Origin of the sequence: Aquabacter sediminis (genome assembly GCF_028863665.1) — a bacterium.
Lineage (GTDB): Bacteria > Pseudomonadota > Alphaproteobacteria > Rhizobiales > Xanthobacteraceae > L1I39.
Genome location: NZ_JARBFX010000012.1, coordinates 72,140 through 89,137, shown reverse-complemented (window position 1 = coordinate 89,137; position 16,998 = coordinate 72,140). Strand labels below are relative to the sequence as shown.

General features: G+C 67.2%; 18 protein-coding genes and 1 tRNA gene. 3 read left to right on the top strand and 16 right to left on the bottom strand.

The window, feature by feature from the left end:
* The first annotated feature begins 145 nt into the window (after positions 1-145).
* On the top strand, positions 146-601 hold the full coding sequence (locus tag PV781_RS20495; RefSeq protein WP_274777482.1) for a hypothetical protein: 456 nt from the start codon (positions 146-148) through the stop codon (positions 599-601).
* A 15-nt stretch (positions 602-616) separates the two neighbouring features.
* On the opposite strand, the gene PV781_RS20490 is transcribed toward PV781_RS20495, so the two are convergent.
* From PV781_RS20490 to PV781_RS20420, 15 genes are all read right to left on the bottom strand, one after another.
* Entirely contained in the window at positions 617-1,177 is a 561-nt protein-coding gene (locus tag PV781_RS20490) for a hypothetical protein (protein WP_274777481.1), read from the bottom strand.
* 36 nt (positions 1,178-1,213) lie between these two features.
* Complete coding sequence (locus PV781_RS20485; RefSeq protein WP_274777480.1) at positions 1,214-2,893, bottom strand: hybrid sensor histidine kinase/response regulator; 1,680 nt, start codon at positions 2,891-2,893, stop codon at positions 1,214-1,216.
* Between the two features lie 205 nt (positions 2,894-3,098).
* Positions 3,099-4,088 carry an amidohydrolase family protein gene (locus PV781_RS20480; RefSeq protein WP_274777479.1) on the bottom strand — a complete coding sequence of 330 codons (990 nt, stop codon included), beginning with the start codon at positions 4,086-4,088 and terminating at the stop codon, positions 3,099-3,101.
* Between the two features lie 99 nt (positions 4,089-4,187).
* Positions 4,188-5,621, bottom strand: coding sequence for an amidase (locus PV781_RS20475; protein ID WP_274777478.1), 1,434 nt, complete (start codon positions 5,619-5,621; stop codon positions 4,188-4,190).
* Positions 5,618-5,860: a hypothetical protein gene (locus PV781_RS20470; RefSeq protein ID WP_274777477.1), complete on the bottom strand. Its 243-nt coding sequence runs from the start codon at positions 5,858-5,860 to the stop codon at positions 5,618-5,620. The genes PV781_RS20475 and PV781_RS20470 overlap by 4 nt, the downstream gene beginning before the upstream one ends.
* 9 nt (positions 5,861-5,869) lie before the next feature.
* Positions 5,870-6,574, bottom strand: coding sequence for an ABC transporter ATP-binding protein (locus tag PV781_RS20465; RefSeq protein ID WP_274777476.1), 705 nt, complete (start codon positions 6,572-6,574; stop codon positions 5,870-5,872).
* A complete protein-coding gene (locus tag PV781_RS20460; RefSeq protein ID WP_274777475.1) occupies positions 6,567-7,322 on the bottom strand; it encodes an ABC transporter ATP-binding protein in 756 nt (251 codons plus the stop codon). Before PV781_RS20460 ends, PV781_RS20465 begins: the two co-directional genes overlap by 8 nt.
* Before the next feature lie 136 nt (positions 7,323-7,458).
* On the bottom strand, positions 7,459-8,712 hold the full coding sequence (locus PV781_RS20455) for an ABC transporter substrate-binding protein (protein WP_274777474.1): 1,254 nt from the start codon (positions 8,710-8,712) through the stop codon (positions 7,459-7,461).
* 39 nt (positions 8,713-8,751) lie between these two features.
* A complete protein-coding gene (locus tag PV781_RS20450) occupies positions 8,752-9,702 on the bottom strand; it encodes a branched-chain amino acid ABC transporter permease (RefSeq protein WP_274777473.1) in 951 nt (316 codons plus the stop codon).
* The gene (locus tag PV781_RS20445; protein WP_274777472.1) at positions 9,699-10,559 is read right to left on the bottom strand and encodes a branched-chain amino acid ABC transporter permease; all 861 of its coding nucleotides are present in this window, start codon (positions 10,557-10,559) and stop codon (positions 9,699-9,701) included. Before PV781_RS20445 ends, PV781_RS20450 begins: the two co-directional genes overlap by 4 nt.
* Positions 10,559-11,452 carry a polysaccharide deacetylase family protein gene (locus PV781_RS20440; RefSeq protein WP_274777471.1) on the bottom strand — a complete coding sequence of 298 codons (894 nt, stop codon included), beginning with the start codon at positions 11,450-11,452 and terminating at the stop codon, positions 10,559-10,561. The genes PV781_RS20445 and PV781_RS20440 overlap by 1 nt, the downstream gene beginning before the upstream one ends.
* Positions 11,453-11,455: 3 nt before the next feature.
* Positions 11,456-12,193, bottom strand: a complete 738-nt coding sequence (locus PV781_RS20435) for a fumarylacetoacetate hydrolase family protein (protein ID WP_274777470.1) — start codon at positions 12,191-12,193, stop codon at positions 11,456-11,458.
* The gene (locus PV781_RS20430; RefSeq protein ID WP_274777469.1) at positions 12,190-13,068 is read right to left on the bottom strand and encodes a polysaccharide deacetylase family protein; all 879 of its coding nucleotides are present in this window, start codon (positions 13,066-13,068) and stop codon (positions 12,190-12,192) included. Before PV781_RS20430 ends, PV781_RS20435 begins: the two co-directional genes overlap by 4 nt.
* Positions 13,069-13,111: 43 nt before the next feature.
* Positions 13,112-13,786, bottom strand: coding sequence for an HpcH/HpaI aldolase family protein (locus PV781_RS20425; protein WP_274777468.1), 675 nt, complete (start codon positions 13,784-13,786; stop codon positions 13,112-13,114).
* Positions 13,783-14,442: a cysteine hydrolase family protein gene (locus tag PV781_RS20420; RefSeq protein WP_274777467.1), complete on the bottom strand. Its 660-nt coding sequence runs from the start codon at positions 14,440-14,442 to the stop codon at positions 13,783-13,785. Before PV781_RS20420 ends, PV781_RS20425 begins: the two co-directional genes overlap by 4 nt.
* A 329-nt stretch (positions 14,443-14,771) precedes the next feature.
* Between PV781_RS20420 and PV781_RS20415 the strand changes: the two genes are divergently transcribed.
* Positions 14,772-15,509, top strand: a complete 738-nt coding sequence (locus PV781_RS20415; protein ID WP_274777466.1) for a GntR family transcriptional regulator — start codon at positions 14,772-14,774, stop codon at positions 15,507-15,509.
* Positions 15,510-15,581: 72 nt separating this feature from the next.
* A complete protein-coding gene (locus PV781_RS20410; protein ID WP_274777465.1) occupies positions 15,582-16,601 on the top strand; it encodes a linear amide C-N hydrolase in 1,020 nt (339 codons plus the stop codon).
* Positions 16,602-16,748: 147 nt separating this feature from the next.
* Here the strand turns inward: PV781_RS20410 and PV781_RS20405 are convergent.
* A tRNA-Ala gene (locus tag PV781_RS20405) sits at positions 16,749-16,824 on the bottom strand.
* Positions 16,825-16,998 lie beyond the last annotated feature (174 nt).

The following is a 16,998-nucleotide window of genomic DNA, read 5'->3' as shown; positions in this document are numbered from 1 at the left end:
AAGGGAAGAGCGGGCACAAAACAGCAGGCTCTGGCGTTGCATTCGCGACCAACGACCGGAGACCGCCATGCCCGCTCCCGCCATGCCCCCTCGCGCAGTGACCCGCCCCTTCGCCACTGGCCGTTCCCTTCGCCGAGCCCTTGGCTTGGCCCTTCTTCTCGGCGCGCCGTTGGCATCCCTGCCGGCCGGGGCGGCGCCGAGCCCTCAAACCGCCCAGAATGCCGCGCCCACGGGGCCCGTCCCCTTGCCCCCGGCAGCGCCGGGCGCGGCCTCGAAACCCAGCACGCCCACCGTCAAGACCGAGCCGGCCGTGCCCGCAGGTCCGGCAGCCGGCACCAAGGAGACCGACCTGGCGCTCGCTTGCAAGGAGCGCGCGCTCACCATCCTCAAGCAGCGTTCGCCTTCCATCGAAGACATCTTCATCGACATGGACGGCCTGACCATCGCCGAGGCGGATCTTGCCGTGGGCAACACCAAGATCCGCAACGTGCTGATGGGCGAGGCTTATATCCAGCGCGACCGCAGCGACAAGGTGCACCGCTTCTTGTGTCTCACCGGCGAGGGCGACACGGTGCTCCTGACCTTCCTGACCGAGCGCTGACCTTGGCCCCTGCCCTCACTGCCGGGCGATGCAGCGTGCCGGCCCCGGCGCGCCCCGCTCGAGGCCGGGCAGGCGCACGGTCACCTGGCGCGCCAGCGCGGGCTCAAGGCCATTGGCCTTGATGCTGGCGAAGTCCTTGCAGTTGGAGGCATCGGCGGTGCCGCCCACCTCCCAGAAGGTGACGGAACCGGGCTTCACGTCCAGCGGCTGGTCGTCGTCATAATCGGCGGTCAGCACCGTTCGGCGCGCAGCCAGATCATAAAGGCGCAGCTGCCGGTCGGGGCCGGTGCCAGCGTCCAGCACCAGGATGCTGCCGGCGAGGCCCTTCACGTAGAAGGCATCATCAGCCCCGCCGATCTTGAAGCCGCCTTCGGTCTTCAGCGTGCAGGCGCCGGACGCGGCGGCGTGGACCACGATGTCCGAGCCCACCGATTGCGTGCGCTCCCGATAGGCCACCTTGAAGCCCGCGCTCTCCAGGCATTTCGGCCCGTTGGCGGCGTCGGCGGTCGTGAGCGCTCCGGAAGCGAGCAACACTGCCACAAGGGCGAACCCGAACATTACTCCTGCGAACCTCATGGTCGGATCCTCCCCTGCCGCGCGCCGACGGGCGCCTCATGTCTTGCTCGGGTCGCGTCGCACCAAGGCGGCGGGGAGCCAGAGCACGGCCAGCACCGTCTGCGGATCGGGCGTGCGCACCTGGAGAGCCCCGTCGCTGGCCTCAGCGAAATTCTCCACCAGGCGCAGGCGGGTCTCGCTTCGCATGCTGGCATCCCGCACAGTCCCTTCCTCGCCTGTGAGGCGAAACTCCACACAGACATAATCACCTACGGGGACCGGCGCCGCGGTCGCGGTGCGCACCTGGCGACGGTCCGGGATGGCAACCAGACGCGATCCGGACGGCCCCATCTCCCGCAGGCCAAGCACGAGGTCCACCAGGGCGACTTCGAACCGTGCGGGATCGACGAATACATCCAGCAGCGGCTCGCTCGGCGGAAGCTGCACGAACAGGCGCGGCCAGACGGCGCCAAGCAATAGCTTGCGCAGATCCTCCAGCGCCAGGGCCATGTTCACGATCCGGGCCTGGTTGCCCCGGCTCCGCAAGGTGGCAACGAGACGCTGCGCTACCTCGACGCCATGGGACGCGCCCTCCAATGAATCCCCGAGGTCGGGCCCCGGTCCTTCGCTGGCATGGCGCCGGCTCACCGCCAGCGTGTTCAGGACCAGCGACAGTATGGTGTCCAGGCCGCGCAGGCCCAGGCTTGGCAGGCGCTCGGCCACCACCAGGCTTTCCGCCGGCCCCGTCTCGGCGGCCTGCCAGGCGAACTCGTCCTCCAGATCCCGCCGCCGGCCGGCAAGGCTGAAGGCGATCAGGAAGGCAAGGCTGCTCGCCAGCGCCGCCAATCCGTAGCCGGTCGTGCGGCGATACCATTCATCGAGGATGTCATCCTCGTTCAAGGCGTAGAGAAGCGCAATTCGTGCATTGGGCAGGGTGCGGAAGGCGGCGATGCCGCGCGAGCGATCGGGAAAGACAAAGTCCGTGAGAATGCCGGATTCCTGATGCTTCAGCGTCTCTTCCAGTCCTGGCAGCGGCGGGGTGACCTCCCCCGCGGTGCGGGCATCGGGCGAGCGGAAGATCACGGTGCCGTCGGGCCGCACCAAGGCGGCTGTGACGCTGGAGCCGGTCCGGGCGGAGTTGCGATAGAGCGTGTGGAAATATTCCGGGAAGATCGTCACCGACACGACGCCACCGAATGCCCCCTCGCGCTGGAGAGGCCGGCTCGCGGCGAAGGAAACCGAGCGGGAAAAGGGCCCGCGATAGGGTAGCGAGAAATGGAGGCCCTCATGCCCCGCCTTCCCGGCGGTGTAATATTCGCGCGTCCGCACATCATAGGGGGGAATGGGAAAGGACCGGCTGGAGGCGGCCACATAGCCATCCGCATCCACCAGGAAGATGGAGTCCATATAGGGGAAGCGGCGCTGCAACTCGGCCAACCGCTTGTGGGTGTGCTTGTCCGCCCGCACGGCGCTCACGGGACGGTCATCGAGGGCTTGGTCGACCTGCTCCAGGACCACTTGCACGGTGGAGAAGACCGCATCCGCCTGCTCGGCCATCACATAGGCGCCGGCCATGGCCTCGGCGCGGGCGGCGCGCATCTCGCGGGAATAGTCCCACCAGGCGGTCAGGCCAAACAGAACCACCGGCACGGCGGCGCACGCTCCCAGGGCGATCAATCGCCGGCGATCGGAGCGCGCCTCCCCGCGCCTGCCATTCTGCATCAATCCGGAGCTCATCACCCGTCTCACCCCGCGGAGACCGCCGCAGAATAGGCGAGGCCCACGGTCAAGGCCACCGCTCATGCGTCAGGCCCGGCAGATGCCCCTCTCCCGCGTTGGTTGTGCCGATGGGCGAAAATGTTATGGCTCCGCCCGCGCCGTGGTACGGCGCGGCTCATCGAGAGGCGGCGCAGGCCGTGCCCCCCAGCGGACGCGGGCGCCCTCAGCCCTCGCCCAGCAAGGCGAGCGCATTGGCGGCCCCGATCCGGTCCCGCTCCGCCTCGGAAAGGCCTTCCACCGCGTCGAGGCTGGCGAGCGGGGTCTCGTCGCCCATGTCGAAGGGGGCGTCGGTGCCGAGGCACACATGATCGGCTCCCACCACGTCGATGAGGTGGCGCAGCGCCTGGGCGTCGAACAGCACGGTGTCAAAGTAAAGGGCCTTCAGGAGCGCCTTGGGCGAGGTGGTGGTCTTCACCTTCGGCTCGGCCCGCACCTTCTGGCCATGCTCCAAGCGCCCGATCTGGTAGGGCGCATAGCCTCCGCCATGGGCGGCGAGGATCTTCAGGCCCGCCAGCTCGTCCAGCGCGCCGGAGAAGATGAGGTGGGAGATGGCGAGCGTGGTGTCGAACGGATTGCCGGCGAGGTTGGTGAGGTAATAATCCTCCAGCCCCGCCTTCGAGCCCACATAATAGGGATGGATGAAGACCAGCACATCCAATTCCCGGGCCCGGCGCAGGAAGGGGCGGAAGCGGGGATCGGCCAGTTGCACCCCCTCGATGGTGGTGCCGATCTCCACCGCGCTGAAGCCCAGCTCGTTCACCGCCCGCTCCAGCTCGGCCACCGCCAATTCTGGATGTTGCATGGGCACGGAGGCCATGCCCCGCAGCCGGTCGGGGGCGGCGGCGACGAACTCCGCGATGCCGTCATTGACGAGGCGCGCGGCCTTCGCGGCGAGCTCGGCGGGCGCCCAATAATAGAACATGGGCGGGGCGGTGGAGACCACCGACAGGTCCAGCCCCTTGCGGTCCATGGCGGCGAGCTTGGCGGCGGGGTCCAGGAACTCGTCGAAGAGCGGATAGACATAGCCCTGGTCGTGCACCATGCGGCGATTGCCCTCGGCGCCCTCGATGCGGGCGGCAAACCCCTTTCCGTCGGCGGCGATGGCCTCGACGATGGTGCGGGGGATGGCGTGGCTGTGCAGGTCGACGCGCATGGGGACGTCCTCTTCTTGCGCGGCGCCGAGGCTCGGCGCGCGGGACAGGGGGGTGGGGATGTCGCGGCGAAGGCCCAGACGGGCGCTTCGCCGACCGGCTCAGGCGATCCCGCAGCCGGGCGGGACGCGGGTGTGGAAGTCGGTCACCCGCTGGTAGGCATCCGCCGCCCGCAGCAGGAGCGCTTCCGAGAAGGGACGGCCCACCAATTGGAACGAGGCCGGCAAGGTGCCGTCGGTGAAGCCGCAGGGCACCGCCACCGCCGGCAGGCCGAGATAGTTCAGGCCCCGCGTGCAATGGGTGACGCGGCCGAGCGCCGCCGCCACCGCTTCCGGCGCCCCTTCGGTGGTCTCGGCAATGGTGGGCACGGGCACGGCCAAGGTGGGCAGGACGGCCATGTCGGCTTCCCCCATGGCGCCGGCGATCCAGGCGGCACAGGCGCGCGCCCGCATCATCAGCGCCTCGGCATAGCGCAGCGCGGGATAAGCGAGCCCCGGCAGGATGCGGGCGAGCACCTGGGGGGCATAATCCTGCGGACGCGCCTCGATATAGGCCCGATGAAGGGTCGCCGCCTCCACCGACATGAGCACCTGCATGGCGGCGTTCACATAGGCCATGCCGCCCATATCCTCGCCGATCCGCGTCTCGATGATCCGCGCGCCCCGGTCCCGCAAGGCGGCGACGGCCTCGTCCAGAAGGGCGAGGACCTCCGGCGTGGCGGCGGGACGGTAATAATCCTGGGGGACGGCGATGGTGAGGCCGGACAGATTTCCGGTGAGCCCCACCTCATAGTCCCGCACGGGGGCGGAGAGGCTGGCGCCATCGCGGGGGCTCGGGCCAGCGATGACGGAGAGGAGCCGCGCCGCATCCCGCGCGCTGCGGGCGAGCGGACCGATCGTGTCGAGGCTGGGCGAAAGCGGCATGGCACCGGCGAGCGGCACCAGGCCGTGGGTGGGCTTCACCCCGGTCAGGCCGCACATGGCGGAGGGGTGGCGGATGGAACCGCCCGTATCGGAGCCGAGCGCGGCCGGCACGAGCCGCGCCGCTACCGCAGCCCCGGACCCGGAGGAGGAGCCGCCCGAGCAATGGTCGAGGCTCCACGGGTTGCGCCCATGGCCGTAATGGATGTTGTAGCCGGTGGGCGAGAGGGCAAATTCGGCGAGGTGCAGGGTGCCCAGATCCACCGCCCCCGCCGCATCCAGGCGCTCCAGCGCCACGGCGGTCTCATCCGGCACCACATCCTTGCGGATGATGGAGCCGCCGGAGCAGGGGCGGCCGGCGCGGTAAAACAGGTCCTTATGGGCCATGGGCACGCCAGCGAGCGGACCCAGGACATCGCCGCGGGCGCGGGCCACATCTACCGCGCGGGCGGCTTCCAGCGCGAATTCCAGGTCTAGCCGCACCACGGCATTGAAGCGCGGACCCAGCGTCGCGAGGCGGTCATAAGCCGCCTTGGCCGCCGCCTCGGCACTCACCGCGCCGCTCGCCACGGCCTCGGCTGTCTCCACCACCCCCAGTTCATGAACCGCGCTCATGCCCGCTCCTCCCCCGCCTCGGCGGCGGGCTCGGCGGCACGGAACTGCGCCTTCAGGGTCTCAAAACTCCAAGGCGCGGAATCAAAGGGCAGATGGGCATCCGCCGTCGCCCGCACCACGCCGTTCATGGCGGCCGCCACCGCTCGCAGAGGCGGCAGAAGAGCGGGCTCAAGATGCACGCCGTTCCACTCCGCCATCAAGGCACGCATATGGTCGGTGGGGATGTCGTCTGTCGCCATGGCCGCCCCTCAATGCACGCCGAGGAAGCGCGTGAGCGCCTTCGGGTCCGCCGCGACGGTGGCCGCGTCCGCCTCATAGACCATCCGTCCCGTCTCCAGGATGGACACCCGGTCCGCCACCGCCAGCGCGCTGTAGAGATTCTGCTCCACCAGCAGGATGGAGAGGCCAGCCTGCTTCAGCTCCGCGATGATGGCCTCCAAATGCTGCACCATCACCGGGGCCAGGCCCTCGGAGGGCTCGTCCATGAGGATCAGCTCGGGATCGATCATCAGCGCCCGCGCCACCGCCAGCATCTGCCGCTCGCCGCCGGAAAGCTGGTTGCCGTAATGGCTGCGCCGCTCGCCGAGCCGAGGAAACAGTTCGAAGGCCTTGGCCACCGTCCAGCCCTCGCGCACATTCGCCGCCTTCAGCACGGTGAGGTGCTCGGTGACGGTGAGCGAGGGAAAGAGCCGCCGGCCCTGCGGCACCAGGGCGATGCCGCGCTTGGCGATCTCGTGGGGGGCAACGCCCTTGATGGACTGGCCCTTCCAGATCACATCCCCCTCCCCCACCCGGGGCGGGGAGAGGTTCATGATGGAGCGGATGAGGGTCGTCTTGCCCATGCCGTTGCGGCCGAGCAGGGCCAGAACCTCGCTCTTGCCCACGCTGAGGCTTGCCCCGTGCAGCACATGGGCGTCGCCGTAATAGGAGTGGATGTCGCGCACCTCAAGCATGGGCGCGCGCCTTGCCGAGATAGACGTCCTGGACGTCCGGATTGTCGCGGATCTCGCCGGGCGGGGCTTCCACCAGCAGCTTGCCGTTATTGAGCACGGTCACGTAGTCCACCAGTTGCAGCACGAGGTCCATGTCGTGCTCGATGAGGACGAGGGTCAGTTCGCGCGGCAGTGAGCGGATCACGTCGGCGACGATCACGCGCTCGGCCGGCGAGAGGCCCGCCGCCGGCTCGTCCAGCAGCAGGAGCTTGGGCTCGGCGGCGAGCGCCATGGCCATTTCCAGCTGGCGCTGCTCGCCATAGGACATTTCCCGCACCTGCGCGCCGCGCCGTTCCTGGAGGCGGGAGAGGGAGAGGGCCCGATGGGCGCGGGCTTCCTCGTCGGGGGTCAGCGCGCCGCTATCGAACAGGGAGAATTTGCGGGGCGAGAGGCCGCGCAACGCGAGGCGCATGTTCTCTTCCACCGTCAGGCGGGGGAAGAGGTTGGTGATCTGGAAGGTGCGGCTCATGCCGCGCGCGGCGCGCTTGTGCACCGGCTCGCCAGTCACGTCCGCGCCATCGAAGGAGATGGTGCCGGACGCGGCGCGCACCACCCCGGTCATCACATTGAACAAGGTGGTCTTGCCGGCGCCGTTGGGCCCGATGATGGCCCGCCGCTCGCCGGCCTTCACGCGGATGGACACGTCGTCCACCGCTTTGAGCCCGCCGAACCGGACGGTGATGTGATCGAGGTCGAGAAGATGGCTCACGGCCCGAACTGCCTTTCAGTTCCGAAACGGCATCGGAGGGGAGGAAGGCCCCCGCGCCCGTGTCAGGGCTTTCGGGCGCGGGGGCCTCTTCCTGGGCCGGCGGTGGCAGTTGCCGTGCCGGCCCGCGGAAGCGCGATCAGGACTTCTTGATGCCCTGGAAGGTCCGCGAGTAAGGCGGCTGCTTCATATAGGTCTCGGGGTCGTAGGTCCAGAACTGAGACACGTTCGGGTAGGTGGTCACCGGAACGTTCCAGTACTTTCCGTCCTTGGCCTTGGTGACCTTGCGGATATAGACGTCGTAGATGGGGTTGCCATAGGCGTCCAGCTTCACGGGCTTGCCGAGCGGCGAGCCGGTCAGCGTCGTCTTCATCACGGCATCGATCAGGAGATCCTTGTCGCCCGCATTGCCGTTGATGGTCTTCAACGCCTCGGACACCCACATGGCGCCGGAATACATTGAGAAGCCGTAGAGCGAGGGCAGCTTGCCGTAGCGCTTCACATTCTCCGCCACGAAGGCCTGGGTCACCGGCACATCGGAGCCCTCAGCGAAATGGGCGGCGGAGACGATGCCGTCCACTTCATCGCCCATGGTGCGGATCACCGACTGGTCGGTGAGGTTCATGGCCCCCAGCATGGGGATCTGCCCCTTCAGGCCGAAATTGGCGTATTGCTGCATGAGGCGGGTGGCGTCGGCGCCCGTCTCCATGGCGAACACGCAGTCGACGCCGAGATTGGCGATCTGGCCGAGATAGGGGCTGAAGTCGGAGGTGTTGAGCGGGTGCCAGAACTGGCCGAGCACCTGGCCTCCGCCTTCCGTGAAGGTCTGGCAGAAACCACCGCACTGCTCATGCCCGAAGGTGTAGTCCTGGCTGATGGTGGCTACCTTCTTATAGCCCTGCTTCAGCGCCCAGTCGGCCAGCGGACGGGGGAACTGGCTGGCGGTATAGCCGGCGACCCGGATCACATTCTTGATGCGGGCGCGCTGGGTCAGATCGTCGGCGGCGATGATCGGGATGAAATAGGGCACGCCGTTGCCCTTCACATAATTGGCCACCGCAAGGCCGGTATTGGCCAAGAGGTTGCCGAACAGGAAGTCGACCTTGGCCTGCTCCACGAGGCGCCGGGCCTTCTGGAGCGCGGTGTCAGGGTTGGAGGCGTCGTCCTCCACCACCACTTCCACCTTGCGCCCGGCCACCTCGCCGCCCACGCTCTCGAAATACATGTTGAAGCCATCCACCATCTCGCGCCCGCCGGAGGCGACGACGCCGGTGAGGGGCGCCATGAGGCCGATCTTGATGGGCGCGCCCTGCGCCCGGGCCACGTAGGGACTGGCCACGACGCCGGTGGCGGCGAGGGCAACGGAGGTCTTCAGAAACGTCCTGCGATCCATAACCCGCTCCTTCTGGTGTGTTGTGATTGGCGGGCCGGTTCAGCGCCGGCCGCGCGATAGCAAGTCCCGCACGCGACCGAGGATGCCCTCGGGCGCGAAGATCATGGTGAGCACGAACATGAGGCCGAGCACGCTCATCCAGCGCTCGGTGTAGAGGCTGGCGAAATTCTCCAGCCCGATCACCACGCCCGCTCCGATGAAGGCGCCGAACAGCGTGCCGATGCCGCCCGCCACCGCCATCAGGAGCCCTTCCACCGACTGGGAGAGGGCGACGGTCGAGGGGCTGGCGAACTCGTTGAAGAGGGCATAGAGCGAACCGGCAATGCCGGCGAAGAAGCCCGACACGGTGAAGGCCACGAAGAGGTGGAGCGAGACGTTGTAGCCGAGCGCCCGCATGCGGCTCTCGCTGTCGCGAATGCCCCGCAGGGTCAGGCCAAAGGAGGAGCGCACGAAGCGCCACATGGCGAAGGCCACCACGGCGACCGCCACGAAGACCAGGTAATAGAAATGGACATGGTCGGCGATCAGGCCGGGGCGCAGGCTCCCGCGCAGGCCGTTCTCGCCGCCGGTCACCGCCGTCCAACGCAGGCACACGCCCCACACGATCATGCCGAGCGCCAGGGTCAGCAGCAGGAAATAGACGCCCGAGGTGCGGATGGCGAGCAGCGCGAACACCGCCGCCACCAGGGTCGCCGCCACCACACCCGCCGCCATGGCGACGATGAGATGGTCGCTCACATTGGTGTGCCAATAGACGGTCACATAGGTGGCCACACCGAAAATGGCGCCGTGGCACAAGGGCGTGCGGCCGGTGTAGCCGGCCAGAATATCCACCGCCATGGCCAGTACGGCGAAGATGAGGATCTCGGTGAAGATGCTCACCTGGTAGGTGGGCGCCACCAGCGGCACGAGCGCGAACGCGATCGCGCCCAGCAGAACCGCGAGGCCGCCGAGCCGGGCGGCGCGGGAGGAAGCCATCAGGCTGGTCATGCCGCCCTCCCGAACAGGCCGAGCGGCCGGAAGGCCAGGATCAGGGCCATGGGACCAAAGATGACGAAATAGGCGAATTCCGGGAACATGACCTGGCCGATGGAATTGAGCAGCCCCACCATCACTGCCCCCACCGCCGCGCCGACCAGGCTGCCGCAGCCGCCGATGATGACCACGGCCAGCGAGAACACGAGGATTTCGGCGTCCGCGCTCGGATAAAGGGTCAGGAAGGCGCCGCCCACCGCGCCGCCAAGGCCGGCGAAGGCAGAGCCCAGCATGAAGGTGAGCAGGAAGATGCGGCGGATGTTGATGCCCATGGCCTCGATCATCTCGCGGTCATCCACCCCCGCCCGGATCAGCGCGCCGAGGCGCGTCTTGTAGAGGAGGAGCCACAGCGCAATGAACATCACCACCCCAAGGCCCAGCACGAACAGCCGGTACTTCGGGTAGAACAGCCCGTTTATGTTCACCGCCCCGCGCAGCAGCACGGGCGTCGGCATGGTGAAGGTGTCGCCGCCAAACACCACCAGCAGCATGTCGTTGATGATGAAGGCGACACCCAGCGTCAGCAGCACCTGCCGCAGCTCGAAGCCGCGCACGAAGCGCAGCAGCCCCTGGTCGAGGGCAAAGCCCGCCAGCGCCACGCAGGCCATGGCGGCGATACAGCCGACGACGAAGCCGGCCCCGAGCGTCGCCGCCACCGTGTAGCCGATATAGCCGCCCGCCAGATAGAGCGCGCCGTGGGCCAGGTTGACGATGCGCAGCAGGCCGAAGATCAGCGTGAAGCCCGACGCGACGATGAAAAGCAGCGCCGCGAAGGTCAGCCCGTTGAGGATATGGAAGGCCCAGCCACCCATCACTCGGCCGCCTCGGAGAGCGCGTTCGGGCGCTGCGCCAGATACCAGTCGGCGATCTGCTCTCCCGTCATGAAGGCCACGTCCTCGTAGGAGGCGATCTTCTCAACGATCTTGCGGAAATATTTCAGCCGGTGCGGCGCGCCCATGATGTACGGGTGCACCACGATGGCCATCACGCGCGCCGAATGACGGGCATCGTGGTGGATCTGGTCGAACTGGTCGGAGGCCCGGTCGAAATATTCCGAGGCCTTGTGATGCTGGATCAGCATCATGGCCACGTCGTTGCATTCCTGGGTGTAGGGCACGTTCAGGATCGGCTTGGTGCGGGTCTTCAGCACCACCGGCTCGTCGTCCAGCACCCAGTCGCACACATAGGAATAGCCCTCCTCCACCAGGATGTCGGGTGTCTCCCAGGTCTCGGTCAGGCCCGGCCCCAGCCAGCCGCGCGGGCGCTTGCCGACGAAGTCGGTGATGACCTTGGTGGTGCGGGCGATGTCCTCGCGCTCGTTCTCCACCTTCTGCATGTTCTTCTGGCTGAAGCCGTGGCCGATGAACTCCCACTTGCGGTCGCGGGCAGCGCGGGCAATGGGCTCATAGGCGGCGATGGCCGAGCCATTGATGGCGAGGGCTGCGGGCACCTCGAACTCGTCGAACACCTCCAGCATGCGCCAGAAGCCGACGCGGTTGCCATATTCGTGCCAGGCCCAGTTGGGGATGTCCGGCATGGGCGCACCGCCCGCCGGCGGGGTCAGCACCGTGCGCGGCATGGTCTCCTTCGGGTTCCACTCCTCCACATTGACGATGATCCACACCGCCATGCGCTTGCCGTCGGGCAAGGTCAGGCGGGGGCGCTCGGTGATGGCGGAATAGGCGATGCGCTCGGTGGGAAGCATGGTTCAGGCCCCGGCTTCGGCAATGGTGAGAGTGAGGGCACCAACGCCCTCGACTTGCCCGACGATCACGTCGCCCGGCTCAACCGGCCCGACGCCCGCGGGCGTGCCGGTCATGATGAGGTCTCCCGGCTCCAGGCGATAGGAGCGCGAGAGGTTGGCGACGATTTCCGGCACGTTCCAGATCATTTCGCCAAGGTCGCCCTTCTGGGTCAGCGCACCGTTGACGGCGAGCGTGATAGCGCCCCGATCGGGATGGCCGATGACGCTTGCCGGGTGCACCTCGCCGCAGGGCGCGGAGAGGTCGAAGGCCTTCCCCGCCTCCCAGGGCAGGCGCTTGTCGCGGCAGTCCCGCTGGCGGTCACGGCGGGTCAGGTCGATGCCCACCGCATAGCCGAAGATGTGATCGCGGGCCGCCTCCACCGAGAGGTCCACGCCGCCCTTCCCGATCGCCGCCACCAGCTCGATCTCGTACTGGAAATCGGTGGTATCCGCCGGATAGGGCACGGTGGCTCCGTCCGGCACGATGGAATCGCGCGGCTTCTGGAAGAAGAAGGGCGGGTCGCGCTCGTCCTCAGCCTCCTTCATCTCGCGGATATGAGCGAGATAGTTGCGCCCGACGCAATAGATGCGCCGAACGGGAAAGCGCTCGGCGCGCCCGGCCACGGGGAGGCTGACGACCTCCGGGGCCGGGACGACGAAGGCAGACTGGCCGGGCTCGACCGCGTTCACGGAACCGCTCACTTGCCCCTCACGCCCTGGTACCAGTCGTAGATTTCCTCGCCATTCCACATCAGCACGTCGCCGCGGCTGCGGGCATACTCATAGACCGCCTCCAGATACTTGATGCGGTGGGGCTGGCCGGAAATGTAGGGATGGATGGCCACCGCCAGGACCTTGGCGCGATCTCCGCCTTCCATGTGCAGGCGGTCGAGAGAATCCTTGAAGCGCTGAAGCCAATAAGGCGATTCATGATTGGCGATGGCCATCATGGGGATGTCGTTGTGCTCCACCGTGTAGGGCAGCGTCACCAGGGGGCCGGAGGCGGTTGAGATCTCGCAGGGCTCGTCGTCCCACACCCAGTCGCCGATATATTTGACGCCGGCATCCACCAGGTTCTCGGGCGTCTCGAAGGTCTGGGTCAGGCCCGGGCCAAGCCAGCCGATGGGCCGCTTGCCCGTGAACTTCTCGATCACGTCCATGGACTTGAAGATGGTGCCGCGCTGGTCTTCCACCTTGTGGATGGGCTGCTGGTCATACATGTGGCCCATGAATTCCCAGCCCGCATCGCGCGCCTCGGCCGCCACCCGCTCATAATCCTCGCAGACGCGGGCATTGATGGAGAGGGTTGGGCGGATGCCCAGGCGCTTGTACAGGTCGAAGAAGCGCCACACGCCCACCCGCATGCCGTATTCGTGCCAGCTCCAATTGGGGACGTCGGGCAGGAGCGGCACGCCCTGCGGCGGCGAAAGGGCCTGGCGCGCCATGGGGCGGCCGATGTCCCACACCTCCAGATTGACGATGGTCCACAGCACCACGCGGGCATTGCCCGGCAGCTTCAGCGGCGGGCGATCGACAATGGCGGAATAGGGGGCACGGTCACGGGGCAGAGTGGGCATGTTTACCTCACTGGAACGGGGACGTGGAAAAGGCCTCGGGGAGTTACGACGCGGCCTCCCGGAGCGCGGCGATCGAGGGGGACAGCAGCGGGGCGAGCCCCGAATAAAGAAGGCGCGCGCCCCGGCCGACCCAGGTCCCGGCGGTCGCAGCATTGACCGGCAGGCCGAACGGGCGACCGAGGGCGGCGAGTTTCTCGGCCACCTCCGAAACCGCCTGCTGCACTTCCGGGTGGCCGGCATCGCCGGCAAAGCCCATGGAATGGGACAGGTCGTTGGGACCGATGAGGATGAGGTCGATGCCCGGGGCAGCGGCGATCTCCTCCAGCGCAACAATGCCTGCCACAGTCTCGATCTGCGCGACGAGAAAAAGATCGGCGCAACGCCCGGTGGCCTTCGCCACGGCGACGAAGTCTGCGCAGGCTGCCGCATCCTCCACCTGGGGCAGGACGAGGCCGTCGATGCGGCAGTCCAGATAGCGGGTCAGGAAGGCCGGATCGCGGGTGGGCGAGCGCACCAGGGCCGACATGCCCCGCGCCTGCGCCGCTCGGGCGAGAATCACGACCCCCTCAATGGAGACCGGCGTCCGCTCGCAATCGATGAACAGCGCCTCGACGCCGGCATCCGCCAGCGCATCCACCACCGGCAGTGCCACGCCACCAGGATTGACCGCGAGCACGGGGCGCCCTGCGCTCACCATGCTCTTGAGGCGGCGGCTCATGGCGCGTCGGCGCCTTCGGGCGCGCCGAGGATCGCAATGACATCCATTGCCGGCATCACCCAGCCGAAGGCGGTGCGGATGCAGGCAAGGCCGGCGGCATGGAGGGCGTCGCCGTCCATGGTGTCCACGCAATCCTCCACCACGATCACAGCGAAGTCCCGCACATTGGCGGCGGTGGTGGTGGCAAGGACGCAGGAATTGGTGTTCACGCCAGTGACCAACAGCATGTTGATGCCGTGGGCGCGGAGCGTGAATTCAAGGTCGGTTCCGATGAAGCAGTCGTAGCGCTTCTTGGTGCGCACGACGAAGTCTCCCGGCGCCTGCAACTGCGGCATGACGGTGCAGCCGGGGCTACCCTCCAGATTGTGGCGCAGCACATTCTTGCGGGTCGCGGCGGGATCATCGGCACGGGTGCGCCAGAAGGGATTGGCGCGGATTTCCGTCTCGTCGCGATAGGATGTGACAAGGTGGATGACCGGCACGCCCGCGCCCCGCGCCCAGCGGAACAGCACGTCATTGGCCGCGATCACGCGCTCGGCCACCTCGGGCGAGGTGGGCATGGTGGCGACGTCCATATCCAGATGGCCGCGATGCAGATCGATGGCGACCACGGCGGGCCGGACCTCGTCCAGACCGAAATCGAAGGACTTCAACACGTTGGCGCTCCCCCTGTGGCGTGGTGCGCGCGGCCTTGCCGGGGCGACGAAAAGCCGCCGATGCCAAGGCCGCTCCGGCCCGGAGCCAGCGAACGCCGGCTGCCCGAGTGGGATGACCGAAGTATGAATACAATTTGGCACTCGTCAACGAGTTATGTATACATTTTGTGATGATTTCTGAGGCAGCGATTGCCTCGCAATCGAGCAGTTTTTCTTATTTCGCAGCGCAAAAACGCGATGCGCTCGGTTTGGGTGCAACGCAAGTGTCTACGACGATTGTATCCTTGCGGAGAGATCGCTCCTGCTGGTATCAAAGTCGTGGAGAACCCATGCGGAACGCCATGTCAGACATTCTCGTCGATCCCTCCGAGCCGGACCGCGCGCCGACCCGATCCCTGTCGGTGACCGACAGCATCCGCGCCGCCATTCTGTCGGGAACGTTCGAGGCCGGGGTGCGCATGCATGAGGTCCGCCTTTCCGAGTGGCTCGGCGTGTCGCGCACGCCCGTGCGCTCGGCGCTCCAGACCCTCGCCTCCGAGGGGCTGCTCGAATATGCGCCCAATCGCGGATATTCGGTGCGCAAATATCTGACATCGGAGATCGTCGACGCCTACGAGATCCGGGCCATGCTGGAATCCCTGGCAGCGCGCTTTGCCGCCGAACGGGGCCTGAAGGAAGAGGAGCGCGCCGCCATCGAGCGCTCCTTGGCGGATGGGGACGCCCTGCTCGCCAAGGGCGACCTGAACGAGAACGACCGCATCTCCTACGGCGCCATCAACTTTGCCTTCCACGACACCATCCACCAGGCCGCCCGCTGCCGTATGCTCGGCGACATGGTGCGGCTGTGCCAGTCGGTGCCCCAATCCTCGCACCGCAACGTGGTCTCGTTCGAGCTCCTGGACGTGCGGCGGCGCCATGACGACCACCACCGCATCTATGACGCCATCATCATGTCGGAGCCTCACCGGGCCGAGCTTTTGATGCGCGAGCATGTGGCGAGCGTGAAGACCTCCCTCGTGCGCTCCATCACCGGGCGCCCCGCACCGCTGCGCCGCGCGCCGGGCTGACAGGCCGCGCCAATCCCCCTAACGTCACCTGGTCCGCCCCAAAAGCGGCAGGTTACGTAAGGAGAGCGCACCATGTGCACCAGGACCCTGTTCGTCTCTGACGAAGGCATCGTCATCACCGGACGGAACATGGACTGGAAGGAGGACATGCGCACAAATCTGTGGGCATTTCCTGCCGGGATCTCCCGCGACGGCGCGGCAGGCCCTGATTCCCTGCGCTGGACGTCGAAGTATGGAAGCGTCATCGCCGCCGGCTATGACATCGGAACGCCGGACGGGATGAACGAGGCGGGCCTGGTGGCCAATGCCCTCTATCTGGTGGAAAGCCAATATGCCGCGGCGGTGGCCGGGCGACCGTTCCTGTCCATCTCGCTGTGGGCGCAATATGCCCTCGATAGCTTCGCCACGGTGGCGGAGGCAGTGGAAGAGTTTCAGCGGGAGACCTTCAACCTCCTCGCTCCGCCTTTGCCCAACGGCGTACAGACCACCCTTCACCTCGCCCTTTCAGATGCCACGGGCGATTCGGCCATCCTGGAATATGTGGGTGGCAAGCTCGTCATCCACCATGGCCCCGCCTACACGGTCATGACCAATTCGCCCACCTATGACCAGCAGCTGGCCCTGGTGGAATATTGGAAGAGCATCGGCGGCCTGGCCTTTCTGCCTGGCACCAACCGTGCCGCCGACCGCTTCGCCCGCGCCGCCTTCTATCTGGAGGCGATTCCGCGCAAGCCCGAGCCGCAATACATGGCCGGCGTGCCGGGCCAGAACTTCGCGCACCAGGCGCTCGCCTCGGTGCTAAGCCTCCAGCGCGCGGTCAGCGTCCCGCTGGGCATCACCACGCCTGACCAGCCCAACATCTCCTCCACCATCTGGCGCACCATCTGCGACCACAAGGAGAAGGTTTATTACTTCGACTCGGCCACCCGCCCGAACACCTTCTGGGTGCGCCTGGACAAGCTGAACCTGAAGCCGGGGGCGCCGGTGATGAAGCTCTCCATTGCGGCAGGCGAGGTGTTTGCCGGCGAGGTGTCGGAGCATTTCGTGGCAGGCAGCGAGCTCCATTTCATGCCGGCCCTGCCACCCGGCTGAGTCGCGGCACCACAGGATCCCAAGCTGCCCCACAAGCAAGACGGCCGCGCCCAAGCGCGGCCGTTCAGGGATGAGAGAGCCCTCAGGCGCCCCCATTCATGCCCGTCAGCGCCGGCGCGACCTGTCTTCCATGAGAGTGGGGAGAAGTGGTGGAGCCAGGCGGAATCGAACCGCCGACCTCTTGAATGCCATTCAAGCGCTCTCCCAACTGAGCTATGACCCCACCGGGCCACGGGCCCTTGCGGACCCGTTGGAAACGTCGCGCCAGCCGGGAAGCGTGCCTATCGGCACCAGCGCCCCGTCAGCGCGTTGGGACTGGAAAGTGGTGGAGCCAGGCGGAATCGAACCGCCGACCTCTTGAATGCCATTCAAGCGCTCTCCCAACTGAGCTATGACC